The organism is Microbacterium sp. Z10_103 (assembly GCF_058310455.1).
Window position 1 is genome coordinate 538686 of sequence record NZ_JBZEGK010000001.1, and the last position, 19937, is coordinate 558622.

The 19937-nt window shown below is 67.5% G+C and carries 18 protein-coding genes; 9 read left to right on the forward strand and 9 right to left on the reverse strand.

Annotated features, from left to right (window positions below; translation table 11 throughout):
• Positions 1-18: 18 nt before the first annotated feature.
• From AC4FS2_RS02385 to rfbA, 5 genes are read right to left on the reverse strand one after another with little or no spacing between them, the layout of a single operon-like run.
• The gene (locus AC4FS2_RS02385; RefSeq protein ID WP_491153851.1) at positions 19-795 is read right to left on the reverse strand and encodes an NAD-dependent epimerase/dehydratase family protein; all 777 of its coding nucleotides are present in this window, start codon (positions 793-795) and stop codon (positions 19-21) included.
• The gene (locus AC4FS2_RS02390; RefSeq protein WP_491153849.1) at positions 795-2324 is read right to left on the reverse strand and encodes a DUF2142 domain-containing protein; all 1530 of its coding nucleotides are present in this window, start codon (positions 2322-2324) and stop codon (positions 795-797) included. Before AC4FS2_RS02390 ends, AC4FS2_RS02385 begins: the two co-directional genes overlap by 1 nt.
• A complete protein-coding gene (locus tag AC4FS2_RS02395) occupies positions 2308-3720 on the reverse strand; it encodes a sugar nucleotide-binding protein (RefSeq protein WP_491153847.1) in 1413 nt (470 codons plus the stop codon). The genes AC4FS2_RS02390 and AC4FS2_RS02395 overlap by 17 nt, the downstream gene beginning before the upstream one ends.
• Entirely contained in the window at positions 3720-4718 is a 999-nt protein-coding gene (gene rfbB, locus AC4FS2_RS02400; protein WP_491153845.1) for a dTDP-glucose 4,6-dehydratase, read from the reverse strand. The genes AC4FS2_RS02395 and rfbB overlap by 1 nt, the downstream gene beginning before the upstream one ends.
• Positions 4718-5587, reverse strand: a complete 870-nt coding sequence (gene rfbA, locus AC4FS2_RS02405) for a glucose-1-phosphate thymidylyltransferase RfbA (protein WP_491153843.1) — start codon at positions 5585-5587, stop codon at positions 4718-4720. The genes rfbB and rfbA overlap by 1 nt, the downstream gene beginning before the upstream one ends.
• A 147-nt stretch (positions 5588-5734) precedes the next feature.
• Here rfbA and AC4FS2_RS02410 point away from each other — a divergent pair, with 147 nt between their 5' ends.
• Positions 5735-7951, forward strand: coding sequence for a hypothetical protein (locus AC4FS2_RS02410; protein ID WP_491153841.1), 2217 nt, complete (start codon positions 5735-5737; stop codon positions 7949-7951).
• Here AC4FS2_RS02410 and AC4FS2_RS02415 read toward each other — a convergent pair.
• From AC4FS2_RS02415 to AC4FS2_RS02425, 3 genes are read right to left on the reverse strand one after another with little or no spacing between them, the layout of a single operon-like run.
• The gene (locus AC4FS2_RS02415; RefSeq protein ID WP_491153839.1) at positions 7902-8825 is read right to left on the reverse strand and encodes an NAD-dependent epimerase/dehydratase family protein; all 924 of its coding nucleotides are present in this window, start codon (positions 8823-8825) and stop codon (positions 7902-7904) included. The two genes, AC4FS2_RS02410 and AC4FS2_RS02415, sit on opposite strands and share 50 nt — an antisense overlap.
• Positions 8822-9877 carry a glycosyltransferase gene (locus tag AC4FS2_RS02420; protein WP_491153837.1) on the reverse strand — a complete coding sequence of 352 codons (1056 nt, stop codon included), beginning with the start codon at positions 9875-9877 and terminating at the stop codon, positions 8822-8824. Before AC4FS2_RS02420 ends, AC4FS2_RS02415 begins: the two co-directional genes overlap by 4 nt.
• Positions 9874-10701, reverse strand: a complete 828-nt coding sequence (locus AC4FS2_RS02425) for a glycosyltransferase family 2 protein (protein WP_491153835.1) — start codon at positions 10699-10701, stop codon at positions 9874-9876. Before AC4FS2_RS02425 ends, AC4FS2_RS02420 begins: the two co-directional genes overlap by 4 nt.
• A gap of 160 nt (positions 10702-10861) precedes the next feature.
• On the opposite strand from AC4FS2_RS02425, the gene AC4FS2_RS02430 reads away from it, so the two are divergent.
• Entirely contained in the window at positions 10862-11359 is a 498-nt protein-coding gene (locus AC4FS2_RS02430; protein ID WP_491153834.1) for a GtrA family protein, read from the forward strand.
• Between the two features lie 9 nt (positions 11360-11368).
• On the opposite strand, the gene AC4FS2_RS02435 is transcribed toward AC4FS2_RS02430, so the two are convergent.
• On the reverse strand, positions 11369-12958 hold the full coding sequence (locus AC4FS2_RS02435) for a DUF2142 domain-containing protein (RefSeq protein ID WP_491176320.1): 1590 nt from the start codon (positions 12956-12958) through the stop codon (positions 11369-11371).
• Positions 12959-13170: 212 nt separating this feature from the next.
• On the opposite strand from AC4FS2_RS02435, the gene glf reads away from it, so the two are divergent.
• Genes glf through AC4FS2_RS02470 form a run of 7 tightly spaced genes read left to right on the forward strand, consistent with a single transcriptional unit; the run spans position 13171 to position 19936 of the window.
• A complete protein-coding gene (gene glf, locus AC4FS2_RS02440) occupies positions 13171-14307 on the forward strand; it encodes a UDP-galactopyranose mutase (RefSeq protein WP_491153832.1) in 1137 nt (378 codons plus the stop codon).
• A 30-nt stretch (positions 14308-14337) separates the two neighbouring features.
• Positions 14338-15066, forward strand: coding sequence for a glycosyltransferase family 2 protein (locus AC4FS2_RS02445; protein ID WP_491153830.1), 729 nt, complete (start codon positions 14338-14340; stop codon positions 15064-15066).
• Positions 15063-15500: a DUF2304 domain-containing protein gene (locus AC4FS2_RS02450; RefSeq protein WP_491153828.1), complete on the forward strand. Its 438-nt coding sequence runs from the start codon at positions 15063-15065 to the stop codon at positions 15498-15500. Before AC4FS2_RS02445 ends, AC4FS2_RS02450 begins: the two co-directional genes overlap by 4 nt.
• On the forward strand, positions 15484-16722 hold the full coding sequence (locus tag AC4FS2_RS02455) for a hypothetical protein (protein ID WP_491153826.1): 1239 nt from the start codon (positions 15484-15486) through the stop codon (positions 16720-16722). Before AC4FS2_RS02450 ends, AC4FS2_RS02455 begins: the two co-directional genes overlap by 17 nt.
• A 59-nt stretch (positions 16723-16781) precedes the next feature.
• Positions 16782-17807 (forward strand): GDP-mannose 4,6-dehydratase, encoded by a 1026-nt coding sequence (gene gmd, locus AC4FS2_RS02460; protein WP_491153824.1) that lies wholly within the window; start codon positions 16782-16784, stop codon positions 17805-17807.
• A gap of 6 nt (positions 17808-17813) precedes the next feature.
• Positions 17814-18752 (forward strand): NAD-dependent epimerase/dehydratase family protein, encoded by a 939-nt coding sequence (locus AC4FS2_RS02465; protein ID WP_491153822.1) that lies wholly within the window; start codon positions 17814-17816, stop codon positions 18750-18752.
• On the forward strand, positions 18749-19936 hold the full coding sequence (locus tag AC4FS2_RS02470) for a DegT/DnrJ/EryC1/StrS family aminotransferase (RefSeq protein ID WP_491153820.1): 1188 nt from the start codon (positions 18749-18751) through the stop codon (positions 19934-19936). Before AC4FS2_RS02465 ends, AC4FS2_RS02470 begins: the two co-directional genes overlap by 4 nt.
• Position 19937 lies beyond the last annotated feature (1 nt).

The following is a 19937-nucleotide window of genomic DNA, read 5'->3' on the forward strand; positions in this document are numbered from 1 at the left end:
CTCTCCTTTCGCTGACGACTATGCGTCTCGCACGAACGCGCGAAGCCCCGCCACGACGTCGTCGCGCGAGAGGAGGTACCCTCGCGGCCCGTGGAAGAGGTCCGAGTGCGTGGTGGTCATGTTCCGGGTGTACATCTGCGCGAAGGGGGATTCCGGCGAGGCGGGTATCTGCTCGGAGATGTCGCGGTCGAAGACCTCGCGAGCGAGCTCGGCATTGGACAGGGGCGGAGTGGCGACGTTGAGAGAGGACAGACCCGCCGCCAGCGAGGTCTGGATGTCCTCCCATAACCGTCGCACGTCATAGTGCTGGTACTGCGTCTGCGGGTGGATGTAGCCCACGCGGTAGTCGTTCAGCAGATCGTAGACGACGCCCTTCTTCAAACCGCCGCCGTAGAGCTGCGGGAGCCGGACGATCGTGGTGTCGACCTCCTGGGAGAGCCGGCGCTCCTGATGGAGCCGATTCATCCCGTACGGTGTGAGTCCGCTCTCGCTCCGGGGGGCGTCCTCGTCAGGTGATCCGCCGGCCGGATACACGCATACGGTCGAGATGAGCACGAGCTTGCGTATGCGGGCCCGCAGGAGGAGGTTCACCAGAGCATCGATCTCGCGCCGGTCCTCGTCGCCGTGCGCATTGATGCGGTGCGAGTCCGCGCGGTTGCCCGCTGAGACGACGAGGTCGTACTCGCGTCCGGCGATCTGGTCAATGTTCGCGGTGTTGTAGCGGTCGTCGAAGTCGTGCGCAGCCAGAAGATTCGATCCCACGAACCCGGTGTAGCCGATCAGAGCGGAGGCCATTACGACGTTTCCTTTACACGGTCTGGATGAGCGGTGGTGCTTTCCGGTAGGCGCTGCCGGGTGAGGTGGAAGACGAAGGCGCCGATGGACAGAGTCAGCAGTGCGAGCCAGAAGGGCGCACCCAGCGGCGGGGACCAGAGCGGTTCCTTGAACAGCATCCAGATCGTGCCGTTGGCTCCCCGCGCATAGCGAGTCTGCATGGTTACGAATGTGTAGACCTGGGCGGCCCAGACGAGGGTCCCGAGAACCCACGTGAGACGGGTGGCGCTCGGCAGGGCGCGCTCCCCCCAGCCGAGATGCGCCGCGACCGCGGCCAGGATGAGGAGCCCCACGTATATGACCATCGTGTATCGCGCCTGCCAGATCATGCCCGCGCTGCGGACGTAGGACAGCTGGACCAGCGCAGGTAGGAGAAGCCACGCGCCGCCGGCAAGAACCGTGGCGGTCAGCATCCGCCGATTTCCGAGCCACAGCGCTGCCGCGACCATGAGGATGCCGAGGCCGCCGATGCATACGACGGCGATCAGCGGAGCCGCCGTATCGGTCCAGCCGAACAGTCCGACGTACCCCACCTCGAACAGCGTGCGCCGCACCATGTTCTCCAGCACCTGTCCCGCCGTCCAGTTCTTGTCGGCGAAGTCGCCCTCCAGGACGAATGCGCCGGCGCTGACGCCCCATGCCACGGCCAGGATCACTCCGAGCGCGAGGAGGGCGGCGGTGATCCAAGCCGCCGGTGTGCGGAGGACGTCCCTGAGGGCAGGCCAGGGCAGGGCGATGAGACCGAGAACCCCGAGCACAGCCACCCACAGGGGCGAGATGCCCCGCAGGTTGCAGACCAGGACGCCGATGATTCCCACGACCAGGAGCGCCGGGACGGGGGAGGCCTGTTCACGCCGGTATCCCAGCGAAACGACGGCCGAGAGGATCGCCATCCCCCCGGTGATCTCCCACGCATTGGGGTTCACGGATCCGGCGAGGAACAGGATCATCGGTGTGATGGTCGCGGCCATGACGACGCCGGACCGGCGAGCGCCCATGATCGTCGCCAGGAAGTGGAAGGCGGTGGCGGCGAGGAGGGCCGTGACGAGTGCGGTGAGCAGCCGCATGGAGTACACCATGGCGTGCGGGTCATCGGTCAGGAGAGAAGGCCATCCCACCATCGCGTAGTAGAGGGGGTTGTAGAAGCTGGCGGTCGTCGATATGCGCACCTCGCCCGCTGCAGCCCCCGAAATCACCTGGCACGACGCGTCCTGCAGCGGCTTGTGCGCGATGCAGTCCTCCCACGACCGTGAGTCCGCGAGCGAGGCGGGTACCTCGAAGTACCCGCGGCCAACCTCGTCGGTGCCGTCGGGGTACCACTGCCCATGGGCCACACCTGCGGCGCGGATGATGTGGGCGGGCTCATCCGGAGCGCCAGCCAGGGGAGTGGCGAACGTCCAGGCCGTGCAGGCCAGAAGCAGGAGGACGAAGGGGATCCACAACGTCTGGAGCAGACCCCCCGCGCGGAGCCGATCAGGACTCGCGTACATAGCGAATCAGCTCCTCCATCGGCTCGGCTGCGACGAACCCCGTCAACTCGAGCTTCGCCATGTCCAGGACGCTGTTGCGAGGTCGCGGTGCGGTTGGTCCAGCCGCCGTCGAGAAGTACTGTTCCGTCGTCACCGGTGTAACTTCGTCGGCACTGCGCCCCCGGATCTCGAACACTCTCTTCGCGATGTCGGCCCACGTAGTGGGTTCGCCGCCGCCCGTGAGGTTGTACGTGCCGAACTCGGCGCTGGTGTCCAGCAGATGACGAATGCCCCGGGCAATCTCACGCGTGGACGTGAGACGTCCGACCTGATCGTCGACGACCGACGGACGGATCCCGCGCTCGGCGAGAGACGCCATCGTGCGGAGGAAGTTCTTCCCGTCACCGATAACCCAGGAGGTCCGCACGATGTAGTGACGTGGGACGGTGGCGACCGCAGCATCTCCGGCCGCCTTGGTCTGCCCGTACACCCCGAGCGGACAGAACGGATCGTCTTCGCGGTACGGGCGGTCCAGCGATCCGTCAAAGACGTAATCGCTGGAGACGTGCACGAGGGTGATGCCGTTCTCCGTGGCTACGCGTGCAAGCGCCGCCGTACCGGAGACGTTCGCTGCCCACGCGTCCCGGCGTCCCTCTGGCGTTTCGGCCAGGTCCACCGCCGTGAAGGCGGCGGCGTTGATGATGGTGCCGAAGTCGCGCCAGCGGCGCGCGCCGAGGAGATCGGGCGACGACAGGTCGAGCTGGCTCCGCGTGGCGTACTCGACGTGCGGGGATTCCCCGAACTCGGCACGCAATGCGCGACCAAGCTGCCCGTCGGCGCCGGTCACCAGGACTCGACGAGGCGCCATCGGCTCGACGCCGGACAGGCGCGGATGGCCGAGGTCCTTCGCCGAGATCTCCACCTGGTCCAGGGGTATCGGCCATTCGATCGCCGCAGTCTCATCAGCGAGGTTGAGGAACGTGTACTCGGTCCCCTCGGACCAGTGGTCGTTGACCAGGTAGACGTACGCCGTGTCCGGCGCGAGCGTCTGGTACGCGTTGCCGACCCCGCGCGGCACAAAGATCGCACGCGACGGGTCGATCTCCGTCGTGAACACCGTGCCGAAGGTCGCGCCCTCGCGCAGATCCACCCACGCACCGAAGATCCTGCCCGTCGCGACAGATACGAACTTGTCCCACGGTTCGGCATGGATGCCCCGCGTGGTGCCCACGGCGTCGTTGAAGGAGATGTTGTTCTGCACGGGGCCGAAATCAGGGAGTCCGGCCGCGACCATCTTTTCACGCTGCCAGTTCTCCTTGAACCAGCCTCGGCTGTCCCCGTGCACGGGCAGCTCCCACACGGTCAGGCCAGGAATCGGGGTCTCACGGCCGACGAGACTCTTGCCGAAATCGGTCACTACTGCCCCTTCGAGGCGTAGAAGGCCTCCGTCGTATCCTTCGCGGGAGCCCACCACGCTTCGTTCGCGCGATACCAGTCGATCGTGGCGGCCAGGCCAGCCTCGAAGTCCCGGTATCTCGGTTGCCAGCCCAGCTCGGTGCGCAGCTTCGTCCAGTCGATCGCGTAGCGCAGGTCGTGGCCGGCCCGGTCCGTGACGTGCTCGTACGCGTCGGCGGGCTGCCCCATGATGCCCAGCACCAGTTCCACGACCTCGCGGTTGCTCTTCTCGCCGTCCGCGCCGATGAGGTATGTCTCTCCGATGACGCCCTTCTCGAGGATGGTGAGCACCGCCGAGGAATGGTCGTCGGCGTGGATCCAGTCGCGCACATTCTCGCCCTTGCCGTAGAGCTTCGGGCGGATGCCTCGCAGCACATTGGTGATCTGGCGCGGGATGAACTTCTCCACGTGCTGGAAGGGCCCGTAGTTGTTGGAGCAGTTGGAAATCGTCGCCTGTACGCCGAACGAGCGCACCCACGCGCGGACGAGAAGATCCGACCCGGCCTTCGTTGACGAGTACGGGCTCGAGGGGTTGTACGGTGTCGACTCGGTGAAGCGGGCGGGATCGTCCAACTCGAGATCGCCGTACACCTCGTCCGTGGAGATGTGGTGGAACCGTCGCTCGTGCCGGCGCGCGGCCTCCAGGAGCGTGTAGGTGCCGACGATGTTCGTGTCGAGGAACGGTCGAGGGTCGTGGAGGGAGTTGTCGTTGTGCGACTCGGCGGCATAGTGGACGACGGCGTCCGTTGCCGCGAAGAGCTCGTCGACGAGGACGGCGTCTGCGATGTCCCCCTGGACGAAGGTCACCCGATCCTCCGGGAGGCCCGCCAGCGAGCGCATGTTCCCCGCATACGTGAGCTTGTCCAGCACGGTGATGTGATGGTCGGTGTTGTCGATGACGTGGTGGACGAAGTTGGAGCCGATGAATCCGGCGCCCCCCGTCACGAGCAGCCGGGCCATCAGTGTCCTCTCTCCAGAACCTCGAGGAGATACGTCCCGTAGCCCGACTTCACGAGCTTCTCGGCCCGCTCGCGCAGCGCGTCGTCCCCTAGGAATCCCTGTCGCCAGGCGACCTCTTCGGGCACGCCGATGGACAGCCCGGTCCGGCGCTGCACCGTTCGCACGTACTCCGCGGCGTCCGTCATCTGGTCGAAGGTGCCCGTGTCCAGCCAAGCCGTTCCCCGGGGGAGCACCTCGACCTGGAGCCGCCCCCGTTCGAGGTAGGCGCTGTTGACGTCGGTGATCTCGTATTCGCCTCTGGGGCTGGGCGCGAGCGAGCGCGCGATCTCGACGACCTCGTTGTCGTAGAAATACAGGCCAGGGACGGCGTAATTGCTCTTGGGCTCGGCCGGTTTCTCCTCGAGGGAGACGGCGCGCCCCCGCGCGTCGAATTCGACGACACCGTAGGCCCTCGGCTCGGCGACCCAGTATGCGAAGATCGCCCCGCCCTCGATGTCGGAGTAGCGCTTGAGCTGTGTGCCCAGCCCTGGCCCGTAGAGAAGGTTGTCGCCCAACACGAGTGCGACATTGTCGTCCGCGATGAAGTCCGCGCCGATGGTGAAGGCCTGTGCCAGACCGTCGGGCGACTGCTGCTGCGCGAATGTCAGCGACACGCCGAATTGGGAGCCGTCACCGAGCAGGCGCTCGAAGAACGGCGCATCGTGCGGCGTCGTGATCACGAGGATGTCCTGGATCCCGGCGAGCATCAGAGTGGACAGCGGGTAATACACCATCGGCTTGTCGTACACGGGGATGAGCTGCTTGGAGACCCCGAGCGTGATGGGGTGCAGGCGCGTGCCGGAGCCGCCCGCCAGAATGATGCCTTTCACGCGTCAATCGTTCCACATCCGCCTCCGAGATCGCTCCGCGCCCGCCGTGGAGACGTGGCGCGACCGCAAATGGGGGGCTGGGGAAGGTCGGGGGAGCGCGTTGCTAACATGTCAATGCCCTCTCCCTGATTGCCGATTGGCGTGATCTTGACCCCCTCTGAGTCTCTCCCGATCGATAGGACGAAGCGCACCGGGGCGATCTGGGCATTGGCGGCCATCGCCATGACCGCGCTCATCGCGACTACTCGTCTCATCGTCACGCCGCGCTTCTACTTCGCCGACGACACGCAAGTCGGGGCTTTCGGGCAATGGTGGCAGCTGGGAGACCGGCTGCTCCACGGGCGCCTTCCGATCCTGGACCCGCAGGCGTGGCAGGCCGGCAATTACTTCGCTGAGGGACAATGGGGGTTGCTGAACCCGGTGACGTGGGCGATCGCGATCACGGCACGGCTGAGTGAGAACCCGGTGATCCACGTTACGGTCGTCAAGATCCTCTTCCTGATGTTGATGGCCGCCGGAGTATTCCTGCTCGCTCGCTCTTTCGGCGCGGGCGCGGAATGGGCGGCGCTCGCCGCAGTCCTCGTCCCGGCCGCGGGTTTCACGGTGTACATGGATGCTCCGTCCTGGGCGACGGGCTTGTTCAACGCGGCCGTGCTGCCGTGGGTGTGGTGGGGTCTGCGCCGGGCTGTGGACGGGCGAAGTGGGCCGCTCGCCTACCTCGTCGCGAGTTACGTGCTCATCACGTTCGGATACGTCTTCGGGGTCCTGATCCTGGTCGTCATCCTTGTGGAGACGCTCGCGCGGGCTCTGATCGAACGAGATCGCCCGCGGGTCCTGCGCGCCCTCCTCGCCTCGTGCTGGGGGGCCCTGCTTACGGTGGCGGTCTACCTCCCGGGGATACTGACCGCGCCCGTGACCGAGCGCGCGAGCATGGAGATCGTCAACAACTGGTTCCTGAGCGCGGATCTCAGCGACATCGCCGCAGTGGGCGCGCCGACCGCGACGGCATCCATCGGCTCGTGGTGGGGACCGGTGACGGACGCGCCCCTGGTCTACATCGCCTGGCTGCTTCCGCTTCTGCCGTTCGTGCTACCGATGCCGCGTGATCTGGTGCGTCGCTGCATCCCGCTCCTCGTGCTGGCCGGTGTCACGCTCGTCGCAGTGATCGGCCCGAGCGATGTCGGTCCGCTCCGCTGGCCGGTCCGGTTCATGCCCTACCTCGCGCTGGCGGTCATCGTCCTGTTCGCCGTGACTGCGACGAGGGCGTTCCCGGGACGTTCTGTCCGACGTCCGGTTATGTGGTCCCTCGTGATCCTGGCCGCGACGACGGTGATCACCTATTCGAACACTCCGTACGGCCGGACCATCGCGGCTGTTGCGCTCCTGCAGGCCGCCGCCATCGCTGCGGCAGGCATCCTATCCCGCAGCGAACGGCTGGGACGTCCCGCCCGTAGGAGCGTTCTCGCTGCGGGAGGCGCCATCGCGGTCACGGGGCTGCTCGTCGCCCCGCAGATGGCGGCCTACCCGGCCACCCCTCTTCCGAAGTTCGCCGTTCCGGACAGCGTGGAGAGGATGAACTCGGTACTGGGTGAGGCGCCGGGCGACGGCATCGTGGTCGGCGACATCTATGCGGACGGGCGCGTCCGAGCCAGCTTCCGCGAGCGCCTCATGGGAAACCTGTGGTACCTCAGCGACACGCCGGTGAGCAGCCTCTACACGGTTCTGCCCTACTCCGCGTTCTCCTCGGATCTGTGCATGGATCTACGCGGCTCGACGTGTGCGGACGCGATCACGACCCTGTGGGGCGGGGACGCGGAGACCGGACGGACGGTGGCGGATCTCATGGGAGTGAGCACGATCGTCGTGATCAAGGACACCGTCGACGAGCTTCCCGCCGCTCCGTCCGGGTGGCGCCTAGCCACCGACGGGGAGTACACATGGGTCTTCGAGCGGGAAGAGGCCGTGCCTGCGGCGGGCGGCATTGCCTGGACGGGGGCGGGGACCGAGGTGGAGGTCCTCGCTCAGTCCGAGACGTCGTTGGCGTTCCGCGTCGGGTCGGTGGGCTCCGATCCCCGCGTGGCGCTAAGCCGCCTGGACTATCCGGGGTATGTGGTGGACCGCGCTCGACTGACCGAGCCCGTCCGCGGGTGGCTCCTCACGCTGGACACCTCCGGGATGGAGCCGGGGGACGTCGTGACGGTGACGTTCCGCCCGCCGGGGTTCGCCCTGATCGTGATCTGCTTGGTGGCGGCCGGGCTGATCCTGGTCAGCTGGCCGTCGCTGCACTGGCGAGCACGACGGCGCGCTGCCGCGCTCAACGAGGGTGCAGTCGACCCGTCAGCTGCGCCTGGTACACGCGGCTGAGCCCTTCGGGAAGTGTCGTCTTGACGAATCCGTCGAGATCGGGCCACACCTCAGAACGCACGCGCAGATCCTGGGCCTGCCCGCGGGCGTCGCCGCCTCCCAGTATGATGGGGCCGCGTTTGCGTCGCAGGCGCGTCAATTCTGACAGCAGCGCGCCGATCGAGACCGCCCTCATCGTCCCGACGATCTTCATCACAGTGGTTCCGCGTGGTTCATGGGCGACGCGTCGCATCCCGGCATCGATCACTGCGGCGCAGTCGTCTTCGTAGATGTAGTCGCGGAGCGTGTCCAGCGGGACGTACACCGAGATGGGCTGTCCGCTGAGGTGGCCGCGCACCAGCGCAGAGATGAGCCCCTGCGCCTTCGTGAGGTCCTGTCCGGCGCCGTAGATATTCGTGATGCGTGCGACGAAGGAACGCCATCCGCCAGTGGCCGTCGCCGTCTCGAGCGCGACTTCCATGCGCAGCTTCGCTTCTCCGTAGGGCGAGACCGGCACGGGGCGAGTGGACTCGGCGTACGGTGCGGGCCCAGAGCCCGCGTAAGCCGCGCCCACCGATGACGCCAGGAAGAAGGAAAGTCGGGAGCGAACATCGTCGGGGAGTTCGAGCACGAGCGCGAGGATGCGTTCGAAGACGTCCACTTCGACCGCGAGGACGTCCGCCGGGGTCGAGGTGACCCCACGACCCGCGCACCAGTAGATCTCCAGACCTCCGTCATGTTCGGTGAACTCCGCCAGCGCCGCGCGGGCAGCGCCGACCGACGCGTCGGGATCGTCCCACGGGATGGGGACGGTGAATGCCTCGTCGCCGCGCACACGGGCGACGGCGCGGCCGAGCAAGCCCTGCCCGATGATCCAGCGCGCCGTTGCGGTCATTCGCCGTCGGAACCGGGAATCGCCGGCTCCGTGGTGGCCAGACCGCCGGGCGGCGGCGAGGGTTGGGTGTGGCCGAGCGGTCCGCTCATCGGGTCGCGCACGATCAGGTAGGCCGGCTTGCCGAGCGCGGTGCTGACGGTCACTCCGAGGTATTCGGCGATGATGCCGAGGGAGACGAGGATCACGCCGGTCCCGACCGCGGTGAGCACCATCTGAGACGTCCATCCCTCGGGGATGTCGCCAGAGACCAACCGGGCGATGATCAAATACAGGGCGAAGACGATACCGCCGATGAAGAAGAGGACTCCGGTAGCGGTGACCACGCGCAGCCCCCGGGTGCCCGAGGTCAGGACCATGCGCCAGAAGTGGCCGAAGAGACGACGGTACGAGTATCCGGAGGGCCGGTCACCCTCGGCGCGCAGGGCGACCGGAGCCGTGGTGACGCGGGCCGCGACCCACGAGAGGGCGACATCGAGGTACACGCCGGTGCCAGCGTACGCGGCGACACTGCGGCCGATCTCGCCGAGCACCAGGCGGAAGCTGTGGAAGTGCGAGGCCCGCCCGCCGCCGAGCACCGATTCAAGCAGGCGCTTGGAGGTCTTGGATGCGGTGTTGCGGACGAACCCGTGCGGCGCGCGGTTCACGGGGTCGGCGTACACGAGGTCGGCGCGCTGCACCAGCGCCGAGTCCAGGAGCGTGCCGATGGCCGCAGGGTCGTGCTGACCGTCCTCGTCCATCGTCACGATCCATTCGCCGCCGGAACTCGCCATCCCCGCGAGGGTGGCGGCATGCTGGCCGAAGTTGCGGCTGAGCCACACCGGCTTGATCCACGGTAGGGAGTCAGCCAGTCGGCGGATGACGCCCGCCGAGTCGTCCGGGCCGCGGTCGTAGGCGAGGACGACTTCGTCGACCCGCGCGGAGTGCCCGGCATCGGTGGTGAACCCCATCACGAGCGGCCGGAGCTCGTCGATGACGCCGTCCAGCGTCCGCGCGCCCTGGTAGACCGGGATCACGACGCTGATGCGGTGGACGTAGGACTCGAGTTCGGTCATGTCATCCTCCTCTTGAGCAGACGGTATGACAGGCGCCGCGCGCGGGCCATGGCGGCGGCTCGCAGATCGCCGACACGCACGTCGGCGGCGGACACGACATCGGGATGCTCCCCCCGCAGCCAGGCGTGGAACGCCCGGGCCTGCCCCGACTGCTCGCGCACCAGTGCGACGCTCCATTGGCTGTCACTCATGCGGAAGGCCGCCCCCACCTCCGGGTCGGGCGCGAAGTCGCCGCGCATCAGAACGCGCGAGTACGTGGCCTGATCGATGAGGTAGGGGAATCGGTCGAACCAGCCGCCGACTTCGGCGAGGCGGGTGCGGCGCATCATCACGGCCGCCGGCTCGCCGAACACGTTCGATCCGGCCCGCACGGCCAAGCGCACGGCCGCAGCACCCGTCATCGGCTCCGGCAGGCCGCGCAGGCCCCAACCGGCCATGACGGTGCGACCGGAAGCGTCAACGATGTCGCGGCGGGAGGCGGTGAGAACTGCCCCGGTCGTGCGGAGGATGTCGAGTTGACGTGCGAGCACGCCGGGTCGAAGCAGATCGTCGCCGCACAGCAGCTTGAGGTATTCGCCCGACGCGGCTGCACTCACGTGGTTCCAGTTGCGCCCAGCGCCACCGCCGGCGGCCGTGTCCAGGAGGATCACCCGCGGGTCGCCGCCGAACTCGGCCATGACGGCCGTGGTGTTGTCGGAGGAGGCGTGGTCGGCGACGAGAAGCTCGAGGTCCACATCCTGATCAAGCACCGAACGCAGCGTCTCGGCAAGCGTGCGGCCGTTATTGTACGCGGGCACGACCACGCTCAGCAGGGGAACGGACACGATGCGGGGGCTCCTTCCGCGCGGCTCCGGTTGACGGCGTACTCTGGCGCCGTTGGGGCTGCCGATGGCCGCGGACGGTCAGCAATCGACTTTACCGGAGGTGCTCAGAGCGTTGCCTGAGCGCGCCGGAGCGGGGGAATCCGGAGTGTATCTTTGCGTGATGCGACGCCTTGTCCGGGAGGCCTCCCGCCGGCCGGAGGTGAGGTACCTCGTCTTCGGCGGACTCAATACCGCCTTCTCCTACGGACTGTTCACCATCGCGCTGCTCATGCTGCATGCCGCAGCCGTTCCCGGCGACTACGCGATCGCGATCACCTTCAGCTGGCTGGTCTCCAACCTCACGTCGTTCGCGCTGCAGCGTCGCTTCGTGTTCCGCGGAACCGGCCACCCGGTGCGCGAGCTGTTGCGGTTCACTTCGGTGACGTTCGGTTCCTTCCTCGCGAACCTCGCGCTCAGCTGGTTCTCGGTGACAGTGCTGGGCTTCGACGGTGCCGTGGAGAAGCTGATCAGCCAGCTCGTGGTGACCGTGGTGCTCGTCGCGGCCACGTATGTCCTCCACAAGACGTTCTCCTTCCGGAAGGCGGGAGCGGCGCCCGCCGGCATGGTCGCCGTCGAGGAGATTCCTGATGCCGGCACGGACGCCGAAACGGAGCGGTAGCGGCTCCTGTCAGGTTCCAGGATCGACAGCCGCGGTCGCGGCACGTCTCCCGGGCTGGACAGACCGGTATTGCGTGTACAGAACCGCCAGCGCGCCGGCGAGGGCGACCGCGCCGATGATCCACACCGCCCACGCGGGCACCCACGTTTCCCACCACCACTCCGCACCGTCACCGAGTACCGCGGTGCGGGCGTCGAGGCCCGTCGCGTAGCGATTGATCTGTACGTGAAGTGCGACGGCATTCGTGAACGCCAAGAACGCCGTCCCGGTAACCACGAGGCCGGTCGGCAGAGCGGGTGCGACCCCCGCGCGGGTGCTCCACAGAGCCACGCCGACGAGGATGACCGCTAGCGGGAGGATGTACCTCGGCTGGACCTGCGTACCGACGAGCGCGCGGGACTGCCAGAGCAGGGCGAACGGAACCAGCCAGAAGGCGGCGAACGCCGCAACGGCCGCGACGCTCTTACGCGGTGTGAGGCTCCGCAGGCCGACCGAGATCGTCATCGCCATCACCGCGAAGCCCAGGACCCCCACCGCAGCCGGGAGTGGTGTGTCGAACCATCCCAATCCCCAGCCGCCGAAGATGCCCACCCACAGGTCGGGGATGCCGAGGAGATTCTCCACGTGCTGCCAGGCCGTCAGCGGCGGGCCGGTGGTCGACAGACCGTCTCGCACCGCCTTGGACTGACCTGCCGAGAGGTAGAAACCGACGCTGATGGCGACCACGGCGATCCCCGCGCCCAGGACCGGAAGGAGGCGCGCATCACGGCGCGCGCCCAGGACCGAGGCCACCAGCACGGCGAAGACTGCGAACGCAGCTGCGTCGGCGCGCGCCCCCGCGCCCAGGATCCCCGCGACGACTGCCAGACCCAGGAGGAGCCGACGTCGCCTTCCCTCCACGAGGGTGGCTGCGTAGAGCGACACCCACAGCACGGCTGCCGACATCAAGGCCCATGAGCTCGCGTTCGTGGAGGGGACGATGAACATCCCCAGCGGCACCATCGTGACGACCAAAGGCACCACCGCCAGCCGCCGGAGAGCCGAGGGCAGGGCGAAGGCGGTCGCGGTCATGAGCCCGGTGAACAGCGCGGCATTGAACAGCCGCATCGCCAGGACGGACAGGACAACGTCGGAGCCGGCGAACACCGACATCGCACCGTAGAAAAGCGGCGGGTAGAGGGGGCCGACATTGACCCGGTCCGTTTCGACGAGGCCGTCCGCGTCCCCTTCCCAGCACGCCCCGGATTCCGCCCCGTCTCGCGCGTAACACGGTTCGCCGACGAGGGGCGCGGGGACGCGGCGTGTGGCGGGGTCGCCCGAGGGTTCGCACAACCCAGGCCGCTCGCCCAGGCCGCACCAGATGCTTGGGAGATGGAAGTCATCGTCTGGGCTCGACCCCACAGGGGAAGACAATGCCCATGCCGCGAGGGAGACGAACACCAGCAGGGGCGCGAGGATCGCGAGCGGCAAACGTGCCCCGCGGCCTCGCCTCCCGTCGGCGGCCGGCCCGGCACGGGGCGCGGGCGTAGAAGCGGCTGGGCCACCGGGCGTCGGCTCGGCACGGAGCGTACGAGCTGCCGCACGACGAACGGAGAACACCCCGCAACACTAATGCGCGCTGGTGTCCAAGCCGCGGCGGCGCGCGAACGCGCGATGTGACGGTCGCCACTCCCAGGTCGCCGGTTCGCCGCGTCTCCTGGAGCGCTTCCAGGTTCGCGTGCGCGCCGCCGATAGGCTGTTGAGCGCCGCAGCGGACGACCCGCGCAGCCGTGTCGCGTTCCCGCGCGGTGCCTAGGAAGAAAGCGAAGTGGATGGACCTCCTCATTGTGGGCTCGGGCTTCTTCGGCCTCACGATCGCCGAACGCGCCGCGGCCACCGGTCGTAAGGTGACGGTGATCGATCGGCGGTCTCACATCGGCGGCAACGCCTACAGTGAGGACGAGCCGCAGACCGGGATCGAAGTCCACCGGTACGGTGCGCACCTCTTCCACACGTCGAACCCCACGGTGTGGGAGTACGTCAACCGGTTCACGTCGTTCACGGACTACGTCCACCGGGTATATACGACTCATCGTGGGGAGGTGTACCCGCTCCCCATCAACCTCGGCACCATCAATCAATACTTCCGTGCCGCGCACGCGCCGGACCATGCGCGCGCGCTGATCCAGCAGCTCGCAGTCGAGTACGACCCGAAGCAGGCTCGCAACCTGGAGGAGCGCGCGATCGGCCTCATCGGTCGTCCGCTTTACGAGGCGTTCATCCGGGACTACACCGCGAAACAGTGGCAGACCGACCCGGTGAACCTGCCGGCGGAGGTGATCAGCCGGCTTCCGGTGCGCTACACGTACGACAACCGCTACTTCAATGACACATGGGAGGGTCTGCCCGCCGATGGCTACACCGCGTGGCTGGAGCGGATGGCGGATCACCCCAACATCGAGGTCGTGCTGGACACCGACTTCTTCGACGAATCCCAGGCGCTCAACAAGCGGGCTACCGTCGGCCAGGTCCCAGTCGTGTACACCGGTCCTGTAGACAGGTACTTCGATTACGCTGAAGGCGCCCTCGGGTGGCGCACGCTGGACTTCGAGAAGGAGGTCCTGCACGTCGGCGACTTCCAGGGAACATCGGTGATGAACTATGCGGATGCGGACGTGCCGTACACCCGCATCCACGAGTTCAAGCACTTCCACCCGGAGCGCTCTGACCGCTACCCCGAGGACATGACTGTCATCATGCGTGAGTTCTCGCGCTTCGCGTCCCGGACGGACGAGCCGTACTACCCCGTCAACACACCGGAGGACCGTGCGCGCCTGATGTCCTACCGACAGCTCGCTGGCGGCGAGAAAGACGTGCAGTTCGGAGGCCGACTGGGTACGTACCAGTACCTCGACATGCACATGGCAATCGGCTCGGCCCTGTCCATGTGGAACAACAAGCTCGCATGATCGCCCGTCGTGCGATAAGGGGAGAGGTCGATGCAGGCAGTGAATGAGCGCGTCCTCGTGATCGTGCCGGCCTGGAACGAGGCGGGAGCCGTCGCTCAGACCGTCACCGAGATCCGCGCGTCGGACCCGTCATACGACGTCGTCGTCATCGACGACGGCTCGACGGACGGCACCGCGGAGGTGGCCAGGGAAGCGGGTGCGCTCGTCCTCGCGCTTCCGTTCAACCTCGGGGTCGGTGGCGCGATGAAGACCGGCTTCACCTATGCGCATCGTTATGGGTACCGGCGGGCGATCCAGGTCGACGCCGACGGTCAGCACAACCCCGCGGACATCGCCCGCGTGCTCGCAGGACTGGAACACGCCGATATCTCGATCGGTGCTCGCTTCGCCGATGTCGGCGACTACGCCGTGCGTGGCCCCCGGCGCTGGGCGATGGTGTTCCTTGCCAAGGTCGTCTCCGGCGTGGCTCGGAGCCGTCTGACCGACGTCACCAGCGGATTCCGTGCGGCGAACTCGCGCGCCATCGCGCAGTATGTGCGCTATTACCCCGCCGAGTACCTCGGCGACACTATCGACTCCCTCGTCGAGGCCATCCACCGTGGGCTGACCGTGACGCAGGTCCCCGTCGCGATGAGGCCCCGTGCGCACGGCGTGCCCAGTCAGAACCCCCTGGGTGCGACGGTGTATCTCCTGCGATCGGTGTTCGCACTCGGCCTCGCGCTCATGCGTGGCGTTATCCGCGGGAGGCTTCGCGCATGATCGCACTCATCGGCATCGCCTTCGCACTGGTGGTCCTCATCATCATCCTGTCGTTGCTGCTTCGCCGCCGGCTACGTGAGAAGTACGCGGTCATGTGGCTGCTCATCGGGTTGCTGTTCCTGATCCTGGCCGCTTTCCCGGGAACGCTGGGGTGGCTGGCCGGCCTGCTCGGCGTCGCTGTGCCCTCCAACCTGCTGTTCGCGCTCGTCCTGGCGCTGCTGGTCGGGGTGTCGCTGCACCTGTCCTGGGAGCTGTCTACCCTGGAGGAGGAGACGCGGCGCGTCGCCGAGGAGGTCGCGATCCTGCGCGGGGACGTGGCGCGCCTTCAGCAGCTCGGCGGCCCCCAGGGGGCGGGAGGCAGGGAACCGGCCGTGGCCGATGGTCGTGAATCGGCGGACGATCGCGAACCGGGCGGCGATGAGCGAACCGGCTGAACGCCGCTCGCGAGGACTGATCTACATCCTCGCGGCCACGGGCGTCGCCGGGGCGTGCGGCTACCTCATCCAGCTCCTGGCACCCGGTCTGCTGGACGACGCCGAGGACTATCTCGCCTTCAGTGTCTTCTGGAGCACGATCTACCTGTTCGTCTCCGCAGTGGGGGGTGTGCAGCAAGAGGTGACGCGGGCGACGCACCCGGCGACCGATCCGCCGCCGAGTGCGACTCTGCGGAACTTCACTCTCATCGCAGCCGCGGTCCTGGCCGTGGTGGCCGTCGCCGGCGGTGCGGCCTTCGGGCAGGTCGCCTTCGCCGCCGATCCGACCATCATGACGGTCGCTTTCGCCGTCGGCCTCGTTGGTTACCTGGCCACCGCCGTTCTGGCCGGGGTGCTCTACGGTCTGTCCGAGTGGCGGGCGATCGCCGCGTTAATGACGCTGGACGCGTTGCTGCGTGCGGCAGGAGTCTCGGTGGGGCTGCTCCTAGATGCCTCCGCGGGAATGCTCGCGATGCTCGTCGCGGTTCCTTTCGGCCTGGCCTTCGGGCTGGTGTGGCTGGCCGTGCGATCCCGTGTTATCGGACGCTTCGCCCTGGATGTCAAAGCGTCGCGGCTCACCTCCAACGTCGTGGGGACGGTTGGCGCCGCAGCCGCCACTGGCGTCATGGTGACCGGACTGCCTCTACTCCTGCGCGCCCTGATCCCGCAGGCCGATCCGTCCGTGCTGGCGGGACTGGTGCTGAGCATCACCGTGTCGAGAGCGCCCCTGATCGTCCCTATCATGGCGCTGCAGAGCTACCTCATCGTCGACTTTCGCCGGCGCAGCACGGTGGCGGTGCGGGTCCTCGCCTACGCCGGGGTCGTGGCGGCCGCCACGGCGCTGATAACCGTGGCCGCCGCGCTGTGGGGGCCGTCGTTGCTCGAGGTCCTCTCCGCGGGCCGATACCACGTGGGTCCGCTGACCGCGGCGGTCGTCGTCGTCAGTGCCGGGCTGGTGGGCCTGCTGTGCCTGACGGGGCCGGCGCTGCTGAGCCAGGGCCGTCACGCCGTCCACGTCGGGGGATGGGGGGTGGCAGCAGCAGCGACCATCGTGGTGCTGCTGATACCGGGGGAGACGGTCGCCCGGGTGCTCACGGCTCTCACCGTCGCTCCCGCACTCGGGCTGGTGGTCCACGCGGGTGGGCTCTTCTCCCGGAGCGGCGCGGCGAGCGCGGTTCGATAGACTTAGCGGATGCTGCGAGGTGCTCTCGTCGGCAACCCCATCAGGAGGTCATACCCCCCATGACGACGACTGCCCCGAGGCGTGCCCTGATCACCGGGATCACGGGTCAGGACGGCAGCTACCTCGCGGAGTTGCTCCTTTCGAAGGGTTACGAGGTCCACGGCCTCATCCGACGATCCTCCTCGTTCAACACCCAGCGGATCGATCACATCTATCAGCCCGCCCAGGCGGCGGACCACCGGCTGTTCCTCCACTTCGCCGATCTCTCCGACGGGTCCCGGCTGGTGACCCTCCTCAACGAGATCCGACCGCACGAGGTCTACAACCTGGCCGCGCAGTCGCACGTGCGGGTGAGTTTCGACGAGCCGGAGTACACCGCCGACACCACCGGACTGGGCAGCATCCGGCTTCTCGAGGCCATCCGCGCGGCCGACATCGATACTCGCTTCTACCAGGCCTCCAGCTCCGAGATGTTCGGTGCCACGCCGCCGCCGCAGAACGAGGAGACCCCCTTCTACCCGCGATCGCCGTACGGTGTCGCCAAGGTCTACTCCTACTGGATCACGAGGAACTACCGGGAGGCGTACGGCCTCTTCGCCGTGAACGGCATCCTGTTCAACCACGAGTCTCCGCGCCGCGGCGGAACCTTCGTCACCCGCAAGATCACGCGTGCAGTCGCACGCATCAAAGCAGGCCTCCAGTCCGAGCTGTTCCTGGGAAATCTCGACGCCGTTCGGGACTGGGGCTATGCGCCCGAGTACGTCGAGGGGATGTGGCGAATGCTCCAGCACGACGCGCCCACCGATTACGTCCTGGCGACGAACACGGCATACACGGTGAAGGACTTCCTGCGGTTCTCCTTCGAGCACGTCGGGCTGGATTGGGAGAAGTACGTCCGTTTCGACGAGCGCTACCTGCGCCCGACCGAGGTCGACGCCCTGATCGGCGACTACGGCAAGGCCAAGGAGCGGCTGGACTGGGAGCCGAAGGTGCACACGCCACGCCTGGCACAGATCATGGTCGACGCGGACATCGCCGCGCTCGAAATCGAGGGTCGCCACTTCGTCGACGAAGTCCAGAGCTGATTCCACGTGCGCGCGCTGCTCACCGGTGGCGGCGGCATGCTCGCATCGAGCGTCGCCGCCGCATGGCGGTCGCTCCGTCCTGACGACGAGCTCGTCGTCCTGGCGCGCCGCGACGCGGACCTGCGCGATCTGCGGGAGACCCGGACGGCGATCGATGCCTCCGCCCCCGACGTGGTGATCCATACCGCTGCGTTCGTCGGAGGCATCGGTGACAAGCTCGCGCGTCCGCTGCCCTACTTGATGGAGAACGTGCGGATCGACGCGAACGTCCTCGAGGCCGTGGTGACGACGGGCGTGGAGTCCTACCTGTACACCGCGAGCGCGGCGGCCTACCCGAGCGAAGCCGCCAACCCCATTCCGGAGAGTGCGCTGTTCGGCGGGCCGCTCGAATCGGCGAACGAGCCGTATGGGCTGGCAAAACTCACCGGCCTGACGGCGGTGGGCTATGCCGCGCGCGAGACCGGTCACGCGTACCGTGCCATCCTTCCCTCCAACCTCTACGGACCGCGCGACTCCTTCGATCCCGCGCGCGCCCACCTGATCGCGTCCACTCTGCTGAAGACCCACCGCGCGAAGGCGTCGGGAAGCGACGAGGTGGAGGTGTGGGGCGACGGGACGGCGCGCCGCGAGTTCACGTTCGCCCCCGACCTTGCGGGGTGGCTCGTGCGCGAACTGGACTCGATCGCGCGATGGCCCATGGCGATGAACGTCGGTGCCGGCATCGACCACACCATCAGCGAGTACTACGAGGTGGCAGCGGAGATCGTCGGTTTCGGGGGCCGCCTGCGGTTCGACCCGACCAAGCCCAGCGGCGTCGCACGTCGCCTCATCGACTCATCCCTCGCCCGCGCCCACGGCTGGTCCGCCAGCACAGCGTTGAAAGACGGTGTCATCGCGTGCTACCAGGCGTTCCTCGACCGATCCGCGAACGGAGAACCGTCATGACCGATGCCACCCCCGGCTATCCTCTGGCCACCACCACCTGGGACGAGGCGGAGTACGCCGCGCTTCAGCGGGTCATCGACAGCGGTCGCTTCACGATGGGACCGCTCGTGAAGGAGTTCGAGGCCGCCTTCGCCGCCCACTTCGGCTCGGCCTACGGGGTCATGGTGAACTCCGGGTCCTCCGCCAACCTCATTGCCGTCGCCGCGGCGGTACTGGACCCGCGTCTCGATCTCAGCCGAGGCGACGAGGTCATCGTTCCGGCCGTATCGTGGCCGACGACGTATTACCCGTTGACGCAGTACGGCCTGCGTCCACGGTTCGTGGACGTCGACCTGGAAACGCTCAACATCGATCTCGACCTCGTCGAGGCCGCCATCACGCCCGCGACGAAGGCCATCTTCGCGGTGAACCTGTTGGGCAACCCCAACGACTTCACCCGGTTACGCGCGATCGCCGATCGCCACGGCCTGATCCTCCTCGAGGACAACTGCGAGTCGCTGGGCGCCAGCAGCGACGGCATCAACGCCGGCACCGCGGGATTGGCGGGGACGTTCAGTTCCTTCTTCTCCCACCACATCGCGACGATGGAGGGCGGCATCATCCTCACCGATGACGAGCAGCTCTATCAGGAGATGATCTCGCTCCGCTCCCACGGGTGGACGCGCGATCTCCCCGTGATCAACCATGTGCACGACAAGACAGGGGATGGCTGGGACGACCTGTTCCGCTTCGTCCTACCCGGCTACAACGTCCGCCCGCTCGAGATGGAGGGCGCCCTCGGCTTGGAGCAGCTGAAGAAGGTGCCCGACCTCATCCAGGGCCGCCGCGACAACGCCGCCTACTTCCGTCAGCGCCTCGCGGGGGTCGAAGGCGTGCGCACGCAGCGTGAGACGGGCCAGAGCAGCTGGTTCGGGTTCTCCATGATCCTCGAGGGTCCTCTCGCCGGACGTCGCACCGACGTTGTGCGCGGGTTCGAACGCGCCGGCATCGAATCACGCCCCATCGTGGCGGGGAACTTCACCCGCAATCCTGTGATGGCCCACCTGGATGCCGTCGTACCGGACGCCCTGCCCGTCGCTGACAAGATCCACGTCGACGGGCTCTTCGTGGGTAACCACCACTATCCGGTCCACGAGGGGATCGACCGCATCGCGGATGCGCTCGAACATGTCGTCGCGGGCTGAT

Coding starts and splice junctions, on each gene's coding strand:
- AC4FS2_RS02385 (WP_491153851.1), bottom strand. CDS start 795: ATGGCCTCCGCTCTGATCGGCTACACCGGGTTCGTGGGATCGAATCTT.
- AC4FS2_RS02390 (WP_491153849.1), bottom strand. CDS start 2,324: ATGTACGCGAGTCCTGATCGGCTCCGCGCGGGGGGTCTGCTCCAGACG.
- rfbB (WP_491153845.1), bottom strand. CDS start 4,718: ATGGCCCGGCTGCTCGTGACGGGGGGCGCCGGATTCATCGGCTCCAAC.
- AC4FS2_RS02415 (WP_491153839.1), bottom strand. CDS start 8,825: ATGACCGCAACGGCGCGCTGGATCATCGGGCAGGGCTTGCTCGGCCGC.
- AC4FS2_RS02420 (WP_491153837.1), bottom strand. CDS start 9,877: ATGACCGAACTCGAGTCCTACGTCCACCGCATCAGCGTCGTGATCCCG.
- AC4FS2_RS02430 (WP_491153834.1), top strand. CDS start 10,862: ATGCGACGCCTTGTCCGGGAGGCCTCCCGCCGGCCGGAGGTGAGGTAC.
- glf (WP_491153832.1), top strand. CDS start 13,171: ATGGACCTCCTCATTGTGGGCTCGGGCTTCTTCGGCCTCACGATCGCC.
- AC4FS2_RS02445 (WP_491153830.1), top strand. CDS start 14,338: ATGCAGGCAGTGAATGAGCGCGTCCTCGTGATCGTGCCGGCCTGGAAC.
- AC4FS2_RS02450 (WP_491153828.1), top strand. CDS start 15,063: ATGATCGCACTCATCGGCATCGCCTTCGCACTGGTGGTCCTCATCATC.
- AC4FS2_RS02455 (WP_491153826.1), top strand. CDS start 15,484: ATGAGCGAACCGGCTGAACGCCGCTCGCGAGGACTGATCTACATCCTC.
- gmd (WP_491153824.1), top strand. CDS start 16,782: ATGACGACGACTGCCCCGAGGCGTGCCCTGATCACCGGGATCACGGGT.
- AC4FS2_RS02470 (WP_491153820.1), top strand. CDS start 18,749: ATGACCGATGCCACCCCCGGCTATCCTCTGGCCACCACCACCTGGGAC.